Source organism: Salicibibacter cibarius, assembly GCF_016495725.1.
GTDB lineage: Bacteria > Bacillota > Bacilli > Bacillales > Marinococcaceae > Salicibibacter > Salicibibacter cibarius.
The window spans coordinates 2,142,716-2,157,743 of sequence record NZ_CP054705.1; the positions used below are offsets into that span (position 1 = coordinate 2,142,716).

A 15,028-nucleotide genomic window follows, 5' to 3' on the forward strand; every position below is an offset into this window, starting at 1 on the left:
CCCTTTCTCATTCGTCTTCTTTTTTATTTGGGTATCGTTTTTCGTTTAATTTCAGCAAGTATTCAAAGCGATCGGTCTTAGCACGGTTTTCATGTTCTTGCAAACGTTGCAAGGTGAGTTCCATTTTCGTCAATGCTTCGTATACGCGGGTCATTTGCGTCGTTTGCGTTTCTTCATCCAACCCCAGGTACGCTTCCAGCAAATGAGGGATATCTTCATCGATCATTCGTTTAATTTGATATCGGTCTTCTACCGAAAGCAGATGAAAGGATGGGGTCAGTGTGGTTATTTCTTCCAGAAGCTGCTTGAGCCGATTGGAAAGTGCTTGCGGAAGCTCGGAATTTTGCCTGTACAGTTCCCTTATCGCTTTCTCATAGCTTGATTGTTCCGCTTGTTCATCATTGTTGGCCGAGACTTCCTCCGTTGGTAAAGGTGCACTTGGCCCGGGCGTAGGCGTATGGCCTTCGAGTGCTGCATCCAATTGGATAATTTTTTCCAGAATCCCTTGAAAAAAAGGAGATTTTTGGATGCTGCGCACGTGTGATTTCCCGTTTTTCATGTAATAAACGAGGCCTTCTTTCAACGGTTGTTTCTGGGCTTTATACGTTTGTTGGCGGACAAATGTGATCACCACACGCTTTTTTATGGCAGACGGAGACAGATGGGTATCAAAACTCATCAATTTTAATCGCTTTTGGCTCACTTTCAGTTTTAACTTGAAAGTGCGGCCATTTTTTTTAAACATTTGCGTCCCTTTTATCGGTCCCTTTTCGAGGACGTGCGTGATAATTTTATCAATGACGGCCTCGCTTTCTTTAATGAGGGAGAGGCCGTTAGGATCGGAAAAAATATGATCATCCACGGAACGCAGCCGTTCCGGCAGAAAAAATTCTTGTATCGATGCTGAGAGCCAATCTTTCACCACCATCATCACCTTTTGCTACTCAGGTAGTTTCTTGCGCACATCTTCGTTTAACTTTTCAAGCTCGGCAATAAATGCTTTGCCCGATTTTACAATGCGCTCATTGGATTGTTCGGTTATATCAATTGCCGCCTGCACGTCTTCGTACGCCTCTCGGAACGATTCAATGGCGACGGCAGGTTCTTCAAGGGTTTTTAACGTTTCTTCGGTATTGCTGCGTAACGTTTTTGCGTTGCTTAAAATCATGTCTTCGGTTGCTTGATTGACGTTTTGAACGGCATCAATGACGTTTTTCTGATTGCCGAGGGCGAGTTGAATGGAAGCGGTCACGGTGATGACGTTTTTCGTCATTGTGATCGCGTTAAAAATGGCTTCCTCCAACTTTTCGTTGTTTTCTTTAATGAGATCGACGGAAGCGAGCGATTGCTGCAATACCATGATCGCCTGGGACATGTTTTGGATTCGGGTGACGACTTTTTGCTGTCCTTTTTGCAAGGGGACGGGGTTATCGCGCCATTCTTCAGCCGTCATTTCCGCTTCCAGCATTTCATTTAATTGTTTGCCCGTTTCGATTTGTTGTTCAAGATTTTGAATGCGCGCGTTTGCGGTCTCGCGCAATTGATCGAGCATCAGGTTGTCGGCCTGCAATTTATCTTTGCCGGCGAGGAGGGACTCGATAATGTTTTCCACTTGGCCCTCGACCGTTTTATATTTTTTCGCGTATTGCTCGACCGGATCTCTGCGAATCAACTTGTTTAATGTTTTTTGTAAGCGGCTTTCTTTTAAATGGTCGGGTTCGAGACTCGCCACTTTTTGGCGCAAATCGTATAAACGATCCGGGAGTTCATTGTTTTTTTGTTCCAACATTTCCCCAACCGGCCGTTTTAATGCTTCCAACGAATCCCCGGCCAGTTTTTGTTCTTGTTCGCCCAAATTGCCAAGTTCGTTCACTAACGCTGTGGCATCGTCGTTTTCTTTAAATTTTTCCATGTAACCTTTAGCAGCTTCCTCTGCTTTCGACTGTTCTTCTTCAGGGAGCTGCGTTTCTATTTCTTCATTTTCCTGATTATTTTCTTCGGACATGCATTGCTTCTCCCCTTTACGCAAAATATGCTATATCCATTGTATCATTTTAAGACGAATTCGTCGTTACATACTCGTTTTACTACGATTGGAAGGTCGTTGCGGGAAAATAAGAAGGAAAAAATTTTCGATAAAAAATTTCTTTAATGGCCTTTCATTAAGCGCTTTCAGCTTCTTGCATGAAATAAAAAAAATATTGCCGAAGGTTCAGACAAGTGATAAACTCTTCCTTACCCAAAAAAGGAAGAGGTGAAAGCACCATGCTAAACCAAGACGTAAAAAGCCCGGGTCTCTATCGATCGGATTTTGAACGTGACAATTGCGGGATTGGTTTTCTCGCAAATATGAAAGGAGCCCCTTCTTACATGATCGTCCGAAGTGCGTTAGATTTGTTGTGCAACTTGGAACATCGCGGAGGGGCAGGCGCCGAGAAAAATTCCGGTGATGGGGCAGGGATCCTATTGCAAATCCCCCACGCGTTTTTTAAGGCGGAGGCGGAAAAAGAAGGTTTTCCACTTCCAACAGCTGGGGAATACGGCGTCGGCATGATGTTTTTGCCTACCGACAAAGAAAAACGAGACGTTTGTAAATCAATGCTCATGGACATATGCGCCGAAGAAGGCGCGGAAGTGCTTGGCTTCAGAAGCGTGCCGGTGAATGAAGAGGGCATTGGTGATATCGCTCTTGGCGCTCGGCCATTTATAGAGCAAGTGTTTATTCGGGCTACAGATTTAAGCGATATCGATTTGGAAAGAAAACTATACGTGCTTCGAAAGCGTGCGGAACGGGACGTGCCCAAGTGGGTTAGTAATGATGAACCTTTTTATTTTGCAAGTTTATCAACAAAAACGATTGTTTATAAAGGCATGCTGACGACGGAACAGTTGGGAAGCTTCTACGTCGATTTACAAAAAAAGACGTTCAAAAGCACGATGGCGCTCGTTCATTCCCGTTTCAGCACGAATACGTTTCCCAGTTGGGAACGTGCCCATCCGAATCGTTATTTAATGCATAACGGGGAAATCAACACGATCAAAGGGAATGTGAACTGGATGCATGCCCGCGAATCTGTTTTTCATTCCCGGGCGTTCGGAGACGACTTGGAAAAAGCAAAGCCGATTATCGATGGAAGCGGCAGTGATTCGTCCATGTTTGACAATGCGTTTGAGTTTCTGACGTTATCCGGACGTTCCATGGCCCATACAGCCATGACGATGATTCCCGAGCCATGGCAAAATACGTATGGGATGAGTGAATCGAAGCGCGCGTTTTATCAATTTCATAGTTGTTTAATGGAACCTTGGGATGGGCCGACCGCCATTGTGTTTACCGATGGCAGTCAAGTCGGCGCCAGTTTGGATCGTAATGGCTTGCGGCCGTCCAGATACATCGTGACGGAAGATGATATTGTCGTCATGTCATCGGAAGTCGGGGTACTGCCGGTGGCACCGGAGAAAATTGTAAAGAAAAGCCGCTTGTATCCCGGGCAAATGCTTATTGTCGATCCGGATGAAGGTCGCATTCTTCCCGATGAAGAAGTGAAAAGCAAGATTATCGGCGAAGAGCTATACAAACAGTGGGTAAAAGAGCAAATGCTCACCCTTGATGACATTCGTGAGCATGCCGCTAACACGTTGGAAGACGGGGAGCCTCTCCGGTTGCAGCAATCGGTGCACGGTTACACAGAAGAAGAAATTACGAAACAATTGCTGCCGATGGTTAAAGACGGTGCGGATCCGGTTGGATCCATGGGATACGATCATCCACTCGCCGTATTGGCGGAGAAACCGCAGCTTTTATTCAATTATTTCAAGCAACAATTCGCCCAAGTGACCAATCCCCCGATCGATGCCATTCGGGAAGAAACGGTTACTGCTGTCGGAACAACGATTGGCCGTGAAGGGAATTTGTTGCATCCGGGACCGGAAAACGCGCGACGAATCTATTTGGATACTCCGATTATTACCGATGAAGAGATGGCCAAATTACGCACGTGCGATGAAAGAGGGCTTCGCGCAGCGACATTGTCGATGGTGTTTTCGGCAACGAATGGGGCTGAGGACATCGATATGGCATTGGAACAATTATTTGCGGAAGCAGATAAAGCCATCGAACGTGGCGCGACCCTTCTCGTTTTAAGCGACCGGGCGTTTTCTTCGGAATGGGTACCGATGCCGGTCTTGCTGGCAGTATCGGGCTTGCACCATCACCTTATTCGCAATGGGAGACGTACGCAAGTAAGCCTGCTCGTAGAGTCCGGTGAACCGAGAGAAGTTCATCACCATTGTGTATTGCTCGGATACGGGGCCGAGGCGATCAATCCATATCTTGTGTTCCAAACATTGGATGAGTCGATCAAAAACGGTGAACTCTCGGATTATTCTTACATTGAAGCGGTACAACGGTACATTAATACCGCAACAAAGGGAATTATGAAAGTTCTTTCGAAAATGGGAATTTCCACGATTCAAAGTTATCGGGGCGCGCAAATTTTTGAAGCTGTCGGCATCGATGAAACAGTCATTGACCGTCATTTTACGTGGACGGATTCCCGGATAAGCGGGATTGACTTACCGACGATAGCGAGTGAATCATTCAAACGCCATCAACGGGCATACGAGCTTCTTCACTTTGATGAACTTGCCCTTGATGCCGGCGATGATCATCAATGGCGCCGCGGTGGGGAAGAGCATCAATACAATCCCCATACGATTCACATGTTGCAGCAAGCGTGTCGTACCAATGACCAAGAAATGTTCAGAAACTATAGCCGTTCGATCGATGAACAAAGTGAACGGCAAACGACGCTGCGCGGGCTGCTACACTTAAAAAAAGATCGTTCTTCCGTTCCCCTTGGAGATGTTGAACCCGTCGAAGAGATTTTTAAACGGTTCAAAACGGGAGCCATGTCTTTCGGGTCCATTTCCAAAGAGGCCCATGAGACGTTGGCGATCGCCATGAACCGGATTGGGGGAAAATCCAACACCGGGGAAGGCGGGGAAGATCGGAATCGGTTTACGAGGGATGAGAATGGGGATCTTCGTCGCAGTGCGATCAAGCAAGTTGCTTCGGGACGTTTCGGTGTAACGAGTCATTATTTGGTAAATGCCGATGAAATCCAAATCAAAATTGCGCAAGGGGCAAAGCCCGGGGAAGGCGGACAACTTCCCGGAGAGAAAGTATACCCATGGGTTGCGGCGGTTCGCGGAACGACTGCCGGTGTTGGATTGATTTCACCACCTCCGCACCATGATATCTATTCAATTGAAGATTTGGCGCAATTGATTCATGACCTTAAGCATGCAAACCCGCAGGCCAACATTAGTGTAAAACTTGTCTCCGGAACCGGTGTGGGGACGATCGCCACCGGTGTGGCAAAAGGGCGTGCGGACGGGATCGTCATCAGCGGGTATGACGGCGGAACAGGCGCTGCCGCCCGCACTTCCATCAAGCATACCGGCCTTCCTTGGGAAATCGGTCTGGCCGATGCCCACCAAACACTGGTGATGAATGGGTTAAGAAACCGTATTCGGCTTGAAACCGACGGGAAGCTGATGACAGGAAAAGATGTGATTTACGCCGCGATATTAGGCGCTGAGGAGTACGCGTTTTCGACCGCACCGCTCGTCGTCATCGGTTGTGTCATGATGCGCGTGTGCCATATTGATACTTGCCCGGTCGGGATCGCGACACAAAACCCGGAACTGAGAAAAAAATTCGGGGGATCCGCGGACCAAGTCGTGCGTTTTATGACATTTATTGCAGAAGAAATACGAGAGGTTATGGCGACACTCGGTTTCACGAAACTCGATGACTTGATCGGACGTACGGATCTTTTGGAACAAAAAGCATCAATCACGAATCCAAAAGCCAAACAAATGAACGTACAATCGCTTCTATACCGTCCGAAAGCCGATGATCAAGCCGCCCATGTAGGCAATGGAAAGCAAGAGCACCTGGTAGACGATTCGTTAGACCGGAAAGTCTTAATGGATAAGTGCCGTCCGGCGCTTGAAAACCAACAACCTGTGCGGGTTTCCTTGCCCATTTGGAGCATTAATCGTGCGGTCGGTACGGTTCTTGGAAGTGCCATCTCCAAAACATACGGCTCTGAAGGTTTACCGGAAGATACGATCAATCTGACCTTTTCCGGGTCAGCCGGCCAAAGTTTTGGGAGCTTTATTCCGAAAGGAATGACGCTTTGCTTGCTCGGAGATGCCAATGATTATATCGGCAAAGGGCTTTCCGGCGGCAAAATCATCGCGGCGCCACAAGCCGAAGCGCAGATCGACGCCGAGGACAATATTATTGCCGGAAATGCCGCCTTTTATGGTGCTACATCCGGAGAGGCTTATATATCGGGAATCGCAGGGGAGCGTTTTTGTGTACGAAACAGCGGCGCAAATGTCGTCGTGGAAGGAGTAGGCGATCACGCCCTTGAATATATGACCGGCGGACGTGTCGTTGTCCTGGGTGCAACCGGCAAGAACTTTGCAGCCGGGATGTCAGGCGGAGAAGCGTTTGTATATAATCCGGACAACGTATTTGCGTACTGTTGCAATCGGGAATTGGTGGAGATTGAACGCGTGACAGGTGACGATGCCGAAGAATTGTTCACGTTGATCGGCAAGCACGTGGATCATACGGACAGCGCGTTAGGTTCACGCATTTTGGCCGATTGGAACGTCGCCATCACACAATTTGTAAAAGTGATTCCGTCCAATTACCGTAAAATGTTGCAGGCGATCGAAGCGTTGAAATGGGAAGGGTTATCCGAAGATGAAGCGATCATGATGACGTTCGATAAAAGCAAACAAAAACAACTACATTAGAAACCTAGACAGGGGAGGGATAATATGGGAAAACCCACCGGATTTATGGAGATTGAACGTAAAACCCCCCCGAAAAGGGACCCAAAAGAGAGGGTGAACGATTGGAAAGAATACCAGTTGACGCCCCCGGAAGAAGAAGTGCAAGCGCAGGCGTCGCGCTGTATGGATTGTGGCATCCCCTTTTGTCAAGCGGGAACGAATATGCCGGGCTCCAATGAAATCGGCTGCCCGGTGTATAACCTCATTCCGGAATGGAACGATCTTGTTTATAAAGGCCATTGGAAAGAAGCGCTTGCGCGTCTGCATAAAACGAACAATTTTCCGGAGTTTACCGGGAGGGTGTGTCCCGCTCCTTGCGAAGGCTCTTGTACAGTCGCCATTGACACCGAACCGGTAACGATCAAATCAATCGAACTGCAAATTGTAGAAAAAGGTTTTCGCGAAGGGTGGATCAAGGCGAAGCAACCGCTTCGCCGCACCGGCAAGAAAGTGGCGGTCATTGGTTCCGGGCCGGCCGGTTTGGCGGCAGCCGCCCAGCTAAACAGAGCCGGCCATGAAGTGATTGTCTATGAAAAAGAGGATCGGATCGGCGGCTTGCTCACCTACGGCATCCCTGATGTGAAATTACCATATGAAACCGTCATGCGCCGTATTCACTTGCTTGAGGAAGAAGGCGTAACATTCAAAACCGGCGTTGATATCGGAACAACGATCCGTTGGGACGAATTACGCCAATCCGTTGATGGCGTGATCCTTTGTACGGGCGCACAAGTTCCGAGAGGTGTTGAAGGTGCCCCGGGGTATCACGCAAACGGCATTGAATACGCCATGAATTTTCTGACGCAAAACACGAAAGCATTACTGAACCACCATTTACGTAACAATGATTATATTTCGGCTAAAGATAAGGATGTCATCGTGATCGGAGGGGGCGACACCGGTGTGGACTGTATCACAACCTCTGTCCGTCACGGCGCAAAATCGATCACGCAATTTGACATTAACACCGAAAAAGATGAAGTGCGCGGAGAAGAAGATGCATGGCCGTTGTTTCCGATGACGTACAAACAAGAAGAGGGGCAAAAAGAAGCCGAGGCTGTTTACGGAAAGGACCCTCGTGTTTATCAGTGGCTCACGACCGAATTTCTCACCGATAATTGCGGAAATCTTATCGGTCTAAAAGCTGTCCAGGCAGACACCGTTTACGAAAATGGGAAAAAGGAGAGAAAACCGATCTCCGGGACAGAGCAGGTCTGGGAAGCGGATCTCATATTGCTTGCGATCGGTTTTACGGGTCCCGAACGGAACCTTCTCGAACAAATGGGCGTAAACATGACAAAGCACGGCACGGTAGACGCGGCGTACGGAGATTACGCAACAACCCAAACCGGTGTGTTTGCGGCAGGCGACAATCGCCGTGGCCAAAGCCTCGTCGTTTGGGCCATTCATGAAGGAAGGGAAGCGGCAAGAGAATGTGACCGTTATTTAACCGGATCGACCATTTTGCCTTGAGCACCGGAGTCTTTGCTGGTGACGAACGCAATTGGTTTTTGTTGGTAGAAAAGTTGGGTGAAGGCTTTCGCCATAAAAGCTTGGCGAAAAACCAAGTTTTCCAAAAGAGCAGGGATGTTTTCGCCCTGCTCTTTTTCCTGTGCCCATAACAGAGAGGCGCTTAATGTGTGAATGCACTCGGCTGCCGCTTCATGAACGATGGGATTTGTTCCCCCCGATGATCGTAAACATTCTCGTAATGCTTCATTTGCGAATATATATGCTGTATATCCTCCTCGTTACTTTCACTTCGTCGGACAGACTCCTAGTGCAACGTTTCAAAAATGCTTTCCCGCGCAAAAATCCAGCCAAACGATGATCAACCACGGCAACTGAGGACTCAAAATGTAGTTTTTAACCCCGATGAGTCCCCAGATCGGGCAACTGAGGACTCAAAATGTAGTTTTTAACCCCGATGAGTCCTCAGATCGGGCAACTGAGGACTCAAAATGTAGTTTTTAACCCCGATGAGTCCCCAGATCGGGCAACTGAGGACTCAAAATGTAGTTTTTAACCCCGATGAGTCCTCAGATCGGGCAACTGAGGACTCAAAATGCAGTTATTAGCCCCAATGAGTCCTCAGATCTGACAACTGAGAACTCAAAAGAAGAAACACGCCTTTAGAGGGGCGACAATGTGAACCCTGTCTCTCTCATAATGGGTATGAATACCATTGGGCTGGCGAACAAAGGGAGAAATATCTTTCTAAAAATCGTGCGATGTGTGGTCAATCGATCTGAAAACTGACTGACCTTTGACAGTAGATCGATGGGGGCTTTCTAACGATCTGAAATCAGGGTGATCGCCGAAAGCAGATCGATGGAGGCTTTTTAACGGTTTGGAATCAGGTTGATCATCGAAAATAGATCGATGTGCGACTGCATACGGCCGATTGACACGGGGTTCGGTCTTTTTGCGCGACTTGTCCTATAGTGTGGAGGTCAAACTGCGCGGAGCCCGTTCAATTATTTATAGGAAATGGATTGTTGCATTAGTCCTTGGCGCCGACATTTTTCGCTTCTTTTTTGAAAGGTGCCATCGTGGACGACTTATAAAGGATAATGTTCATGATCGAAGACATGATGATGCCAACTAACGTGCTCATGACACGTGTGATGTATTCGTAAAGTTCAGCACCAGCCATTGTCGGCAATATGGCAATGGCGGTAACGGAAGCGATCGCCCTGAATTTACCGATATTCCTGTAATAACAAAAAGCCAGCGTGATGACGGTTATAAAAGCGTAAACGAATGGGTGTGCACCGAGGGTGTAAAAGAAAAGCAAAGCAAATCCGGCACCTATACAGGCAGAGAGCAAACGGGTCCATCCGTTGCGCACCGCACTGACACCTTTGGGATCCCAAGTGAGCACCGCCGCAATAACGGCAAAAAGGGGAGAAAGCTGCAAATGTAGGCAAACGGCAATACTCAAACCAATACTTAAGCCTGCTTTAAACAATCGTCTGCTCAACATGGCTGCCCAATTCAAACGAAGCCCTCCAAACAATAAAATTTCACGTACCGTAATAATCTACCTTCAATTATAATCTTCCTAATAAAAGGGGAGATTATGCACACAATCGAAATCATTGCTGAGTGTGTGCATAATCTCTTAAGATAACAATAGGAGAACTTTAGAAGAAAGAGGTGCGAATCATGATTATTCAGGGAAAATATAAAACTGGGGTATATGTCGGAGAAAAAATTGAAGAAAAAGGAGACCGTACATTATTAAAAGTATTGGCCGTTCTCAAACATCCACTGCAAGGAGATCTGCATCAAGGGTTTGATACGAATGTTCCTCTTTTTCACGAGAGAAATGCGTTATCCCAATATGAAAAAACGTGGGTGCCTACGGTAACGGTACAAGCATACGATCAGGACATTCCTGACTATAAAGAAAGTTTGCGAACAGCGCTGGATGAAGAAATGAAAAAAATGAAAGCACGAAACGATGAATTTGGAAATGAAGCGCTTAAAAGTTTGGAAAAACTTGAAACAAGATATAAATTTGACTCGTAAGTCGTATCATGGGGTAGGGAATATTTTGGCATTAACATAAACCATAAGGCGAGAAAAGGAGGATAGACTTTTCCCCCGATATCCCCATATTTCGATCGTCAATGAAACAAGATTAATAAATGATGTAGAGGGGAGTCGCAGATGGATCACAAAGTTGCGCTCTTAGGTTTCGGCGGTGTCGCTCACGGGTTTTTGAATATTATCAAAGAAAAGAAAGCGGCTTTGCAAAAAGAGTACGGGCAATCTATTGAAATTGTCTCGATTTCTGACGTTTCAAAAGGCGGTTTGCATCATGCCAACGGTTTGGATTTAGACAAAGTCTTATCCAGCCTGCAAGAAGATGGTACTCTCCATCATTATACGGATGAGTCTGGATTGGAAAAGGGGTGGGACGCTATTACCACGGTGAAAAAAACGAATGCAAATGTCGTCGTGGAGCTCACCCCTACGGATATAGAAACCGGGCAGCCAGCCATAGATCATTGCAAAGCAGCATTATCTGCCGGTAAGCATGTAGTCACGACGAATAAAGGACCGGTGGTAAACGCCTATCGGGAATTGAAACAGTCAGCCGCAAAAAATGATGTCGGCATTTTTTTCGAAGGAACGGTTATGAGTGGGACGCCAGTGTTAAGAATGGCAACGGAAACATTAGCCGGCAACGACATACAGAAGATCCGCGGGATTTTAAATGGAACGACAAACAGTATGCTCACTGAGATGGCCACTGGCGTTAGCTATGAAGATGCCCTCGCAAATGCCCAATCGAAAGGCTATGCGGAAGCTGATCCGACCAATGATGTCGAAGGGTATGATGTTCAGGGTAAAGTCATTATTCTTGCGAATGTTCTCATGGGAGGAAACGTGTCGAGAGATGACATTGCCTGTCAAGGGATCGCCCATTTAACGGAAGCAGACATTGCCGAGGCAAAGCGCGAAGGGAAAACATGGAAACTAATCGGCGTCATCGAAAAAAATGGAGAACGGGTAGAGGGACATGTTCGCCCTGAAAAATTGGATGATACCGATCCCCTCGCGAGCATTTCGGGACCGGCGAATGGCATTTGTTATCAATGTGATTTGTTGGGGGAAGTAACCCTTACCGGTGCAGGCGCGGGAATCACTGAAACCGGATACGCAGTGCTTAGTGACATTCTCACAATTGGGAGGAATTAAGTCTCATGTGTGTAAAAGTGAACAATAAAGGGTAAAGAACTTTAGTATTCACTTTTTCAAAGGTAGGTGGTTGAATTGATGAAGGAAAAAGCAATGTTTTTAGCAGGAGAATGGAAAAATAAATCGCAAGTGATCGAAGTGGATGATCCGGGTACCGGAGAAATTATCGCCACCGTTCCGAAAGGCACGTCCGAAGATATGGAAGAAGCATTGGCGATGGCTATAGATGGAAAAAAGGTAGCTGCCAATCTTACGACGAAACAACGCATGGATATCCTTGTAAACACCGCGAAGTTGGTGGATGAAAATGTAGAAGAAGCTGCCCAGATCATTGCCACGGAAGGCATTAAAACGATTAGCGAGGCACGTTCGGAAGCGAGTCGTGCCGCTGAGACCCTCCGTTTGGCTGCAGAAGAGGCTAGGCGTTTGACAGGGGAAACGATCAATTTTGATCAGGTATCCGGAAATGCTGATCGACATGGATACACATTTCGTTTTCCATTAGGGATTATAGGCGCGATTACACCGTTTAATGACCCTTTGAACCTCGTTGTTCATAAAATTGCGCCGGCGATCGCGAGTGGAAATGCCGTTATACTCAAGCCCGCGACACAAACACCGTTATCTGCTTTATGGCTTACGGAAAAATTTCTTGAGGCTGGGTTGCCTGCGAAAGTGATGAGTACGATTACCGGGCGCGGCAGCGAAGTGACGCCTCCTATGCTTGAAAGCCGGGACGTTCGGATGATCACGTTTACCGGAGGATTGGAGGCCGGTGAAAAAATCGCCAAAAGCGCGGGTTTGAAAAAATTGAGTATGGAACTTGGCTCGAACTCCCCATTTATCGTTTTTAAAGATGCCAATTTGGAAAAAGCGGCGGAAGCTGCCGTTGACGGAGCATACGGCGCAGGCGGCCAAAATTGCTTGAGTGTGCAAAGAATTTTTGTCCATAAAGATGTTGAACAAAGCTTCACGGATAAATTCATACAAAAAGCAAAACAACTGGTCACCGGCGATAAAAAGAGCGAAGACACCGACATGGGACCTGTGATTTCCGAAAAAGAAGCAAAAAGCATCATGACAAACATTGAGAATGCAAAAGAACAAGGAGCGGAAGTGCTTCTCGGCGGCACGCACAGAGACGCATTCGTGTCCCCAACGTTATTAAGCAACGTTCCCAAAAGTTCAACGTTGTATGAAGATGAGATTTTTGGCCCTGTTGCCACCCTTCATACGTTTTCCGATTATGATGAAGCTATCCGATCGGCAAATGAAGTCAATTTTGGCCTGCAAGCAGGTGTTTTTACGAATCATCTGCAAACAGCTCACAAAGCTGCTTACGACCTGCATGTCGGTGGCGTCATTATCAACGACAGCAGTGATTTCCGAGTAGATGCAATGCCTTTTGGCGGGGTTAAAGGATCCGGCATTAATCGGGAAGGCGTGCACAATGCAATCATGGATATGACGGAACCGCGAGTCGTGAGCTTCAAAATAGAAAGTCAATAACCCACGTCTAAAGACGCGGGCTTGCAAAAGCCCTTATTGACTAGCCTAAGCCTTCATTGGCTACGTTCTTTGGGTCACGGCACACCGGGGGTGCCTGCTCTAGCTCCTTGCCCTGTCGTGCGTGAAGTTCTGATGGGTAGGAACAGTGTTGCACATGTAAAAAGCACGTACAACATGATTTGAGATTGTTAGACGGCACTCCTGTCCATAGAAGTGGCTAGTTACAAAAAAATAAGTGTCATCGAAAAAGCAAACACATTGTTAACACAAACCCAAAAAAGAAGGAAAGTGCAGGCTGTCTCCTCTCGTGATTAAAGTCCCGATTCTCCGGCAGCCTAATTTGATAAGAATAACAGGTTGGCGTTTTCACAGCTCTAAGCCGGCCACATCTTGTGAAAATGTGGCGGCTTCTGCGTTTCCAGCATAATATGGCGATTATAAGAGGGGGGAGATAAATGTTCTCGAAAGATGAATTTGTGACGAGGTTGAACAAAACGAAGCAGAAAATGCAAGAATACGGCGTAGAGGTCTTGATTCTTTCCAATCCTTCCAATATGTGTTATATCACGGGGTATGATGCCTGGAGTTTTTATGTCCATCAAGCTGTCATCGTTTTCATCGATGAGGAAGAACCGGTTTGGATTGGCCGGGAAATGGATGCGAAAGGCGCAAAAATAACCACTTGGTTAAGCGACTCTCACATTATCTCTTACCCTGATGAATTTGTTCAATCAACGATTAAACATCCGATGGATTTTGTTGCTCACGTGTTAAATGACTTGGGACAACATACAAGAAAAATCGGTGTCGAGATGGATGCCTTTTATTACACGGCTATGTGCCACGACAGGCTGCAATTCGGATTGCCGGATGCCGAGTTTAAAAATGCAAGCTCTCTCGTAAATTGGGTACGGGTAATCAAAAGCGATGCAGAAATCGACTATATGCGAAAAGCTGCATTTATTGTGGAAAATGCCATGCAAGCGGCCTACGACAAAGTAGATGTAGGCGTGCGGGAAAATGAAGTAGCGGCAGCCATTTATCATGCTCAAATCTACGGCAGCGAAGATTTTGGCGGAGATTATACGTCCATCGTTCCAATGTTGCCGTCAGGAAAGTATACGGCAAGCCCACACTTGACCTGGACCGAAAAAAAATATAAAGAAGGCGATTTTTTAACATTGGAAATCGCCGGTTGTTATCATCGCTACCATACACCGATGGCGAGAACAATGGCTATCGGAAAAGCTCCGGACTTTGTCCGGGATGTTGGAAAGGTCGTTAATGAAGGGATTTCGGATACGCTTGCCGCTATGAAACCGGGCATGACAGCTGAAGAAGTGGAAGAGACTTGGAGCAACTCAATTGCCAAACATGGTTACGTGAAAGCTTCCAGATTGGGTTACTCGATCGGATTGAGCTATCCTCCGGATTGGGGAGAGCATACGATAAGTTTCCGAAAAGGCGATCATTCCATCCTGGAACCCAATATGGCTTTTCATCTCATGCCGGGCATTTGGTTTGATGATTTCGGAATCGAGATTACAGAGCCGCTGTTAGTGACAGAAGATGGGATAGAGACGTTCACGTCCTTCAATCGTGAAATTTATGAAAAGCCAATTGGCTAATCCTTTTTCTTTTTCTCCGGTACCGGGTCGTAACCGCCACGATGAAAAGGGTGGCATTTGCTCACTCGAACAATGGCCAGCAGGATACCCTTGAAAGCCCCTTGTTTTTCAATGGCTTCGACCGCATATTGGGAGCATGTCGGGTAAAAACGACAACTTGGCGGTGTATAAGGAGAGATGTAGCGCCGGTACAATTTAATAGGGAAAATTAACACTTTACGCAGCATATGTGCTCCTCAATTCATTTATTAGAAAACTGGCTTTTCGCCAAGCTTTTATGGCGAAAAGCCTTAGCTGCACTTATG

Annotated in this window: 10 protein-coding genes; 6 read left to right on the forward strand and 4 right to left on the reverse strand. The window is 46.8% G+C overall.

Annotated features, from left to right (window positions below; translation table 11 throughout):
• Positions 1-7: 7 nt before the first annotated feature.
• Positions 8-922 carry a hypothetical protein gene (locus HUG15_RS11245; RefSeq protein WP_200128699.1) on the reverse strand — a complete coding sequence of 305 codons (915 nt, stop codon included), beginning with the start codon at positions 920-922 and terminating at the stop codon, positions 8-10.
• An 18-nt stretch (positions 923-940) separates the two neighbouring features.
• Complete coding sequence (locus tag HUG15_RS11250) at positions 941-2,005, reverse strand: toxic anion resistance protein (RefSeq protein WP_200128700.1); 1,065 nt, start codon at positions 2,003-2,005, stop codon at positions 941-943.
• A 260-nt stretch (positions 2,006-2,265) separates the two neighbouring features.
• Between HUG15_RS11250 and gltB the strand changes: the two genes are divergently transcribed.
• Positions 2,266-6,837 carry a glutamate synthase large subunit gene (gltB, locus tag HUG15_RS11255; RefSeq protein WP_200128701.1) on the forward strand — a complete coding sequence of 1,524 codons (4,572 nt, stop codon included), beginning with the start codon at positions 2,266-2,268 and terminating at the stop codon, positions 6,835-6,837.
• A 24-nt stretch (positions 6,838-6,861) separates the two neighbouring features.
• On the forward strand, positions 6,862-8,349 hold the full coding sequence (locus HUG15_RS11260) for a glutamate synthase subunit beta (protein ID WP_200128702.1): 1,488 nt from the start codon (positions 6,862-6,864) through the stop codon (positions 8,347-8,349).
• 1,030 nt (positions 8,350-9,379) lie between these two features.
• Here the strand turns inward: HUG15_RS11260 and HUG15_RS11265 are convergent.
• A complete protein-coding gene (locus tag HUG15_RS11265; protein ID WP_200128703.1) occupies positions 9,380-9,877 on the reverse strand; it encodes an FUSC family protein in 498 nt (165 codons plus the stop codon).
• A 167-nt stretch (positions 9,878-10,044) separates the two neighbouring features.
• Here HUG15_RS11265 and kapB point away from each other — a divergent pair, with 167 nt between their 5' ends.
• From kapB to HUG15_RS11285, 4 genes are all read left to right on the forward strand, one after another.
• A complete protein-coding gene (gene kapB / locus HUG15_RS11270) occupies positions 10,045-10,410 on the forward strand; it encodes a kinase-associated lipoprotein KapB (protein WP_200128704.1) in 366 nt (121 codons plus the stop codon).
• Positions 10,411-10,551: 141 nt separating this feature from the next.
• Positions 10,552-11,586, forward strand: a complete 1,035-nt coding sequence (locus HUG15_RS11275) for a homoserine dehydrogenase (RefSeq protein ID WP_200128705.1) — start codon at positions 10,552-10,554, stop codon at positions 11,584-11,586.
• A 78-nt stretch (positions 11,587-11,664) separates the two neighbouring features.
• The gene (locus tag HUG15_RS11280) at positions 11,665-13,095 is read left to right on the forward strand and encodes an aldehyde dehydrogenase family protein (protein WP_246516597.1); all 1,431 of its coding nucleotides are present in this window, start codon (positions 11,665-11,667) and stop codon (positions 13,093-13,095) included.
• 455 nt (positions 13,096-13,550) lie between these two features.
• Complete coding sequence (locus HUG15_RS11285) at positions 13,551-14,723, forward strand: M24 family metallopeptidase (protein ID WP_200128706.1); 1,173 nt, start codon at positions 13,551-13,553, stop codon at positions 14,721-14,723.
• On the opposite strand, the gene yidD is transcribed toward HUG15_RS11285, so the two are convergent.
• Positions 14,720-14,950 (reverse strand): membrane protein insertion efficiency factor YidD, encoded by a 231-nt coding sequence (gene yidD / locus HUG15_RS11290; protein WP_200128707.1) that lies wholly within the window; start codon positions 14,948-14,950, stop codon positions 14,720-14,722. The genes HUG15_RS11285 and yidD overlap by 4 nt on opposite strands.
• Positions 14,951-15,028 lie beyond the last annotated feature (78 nt).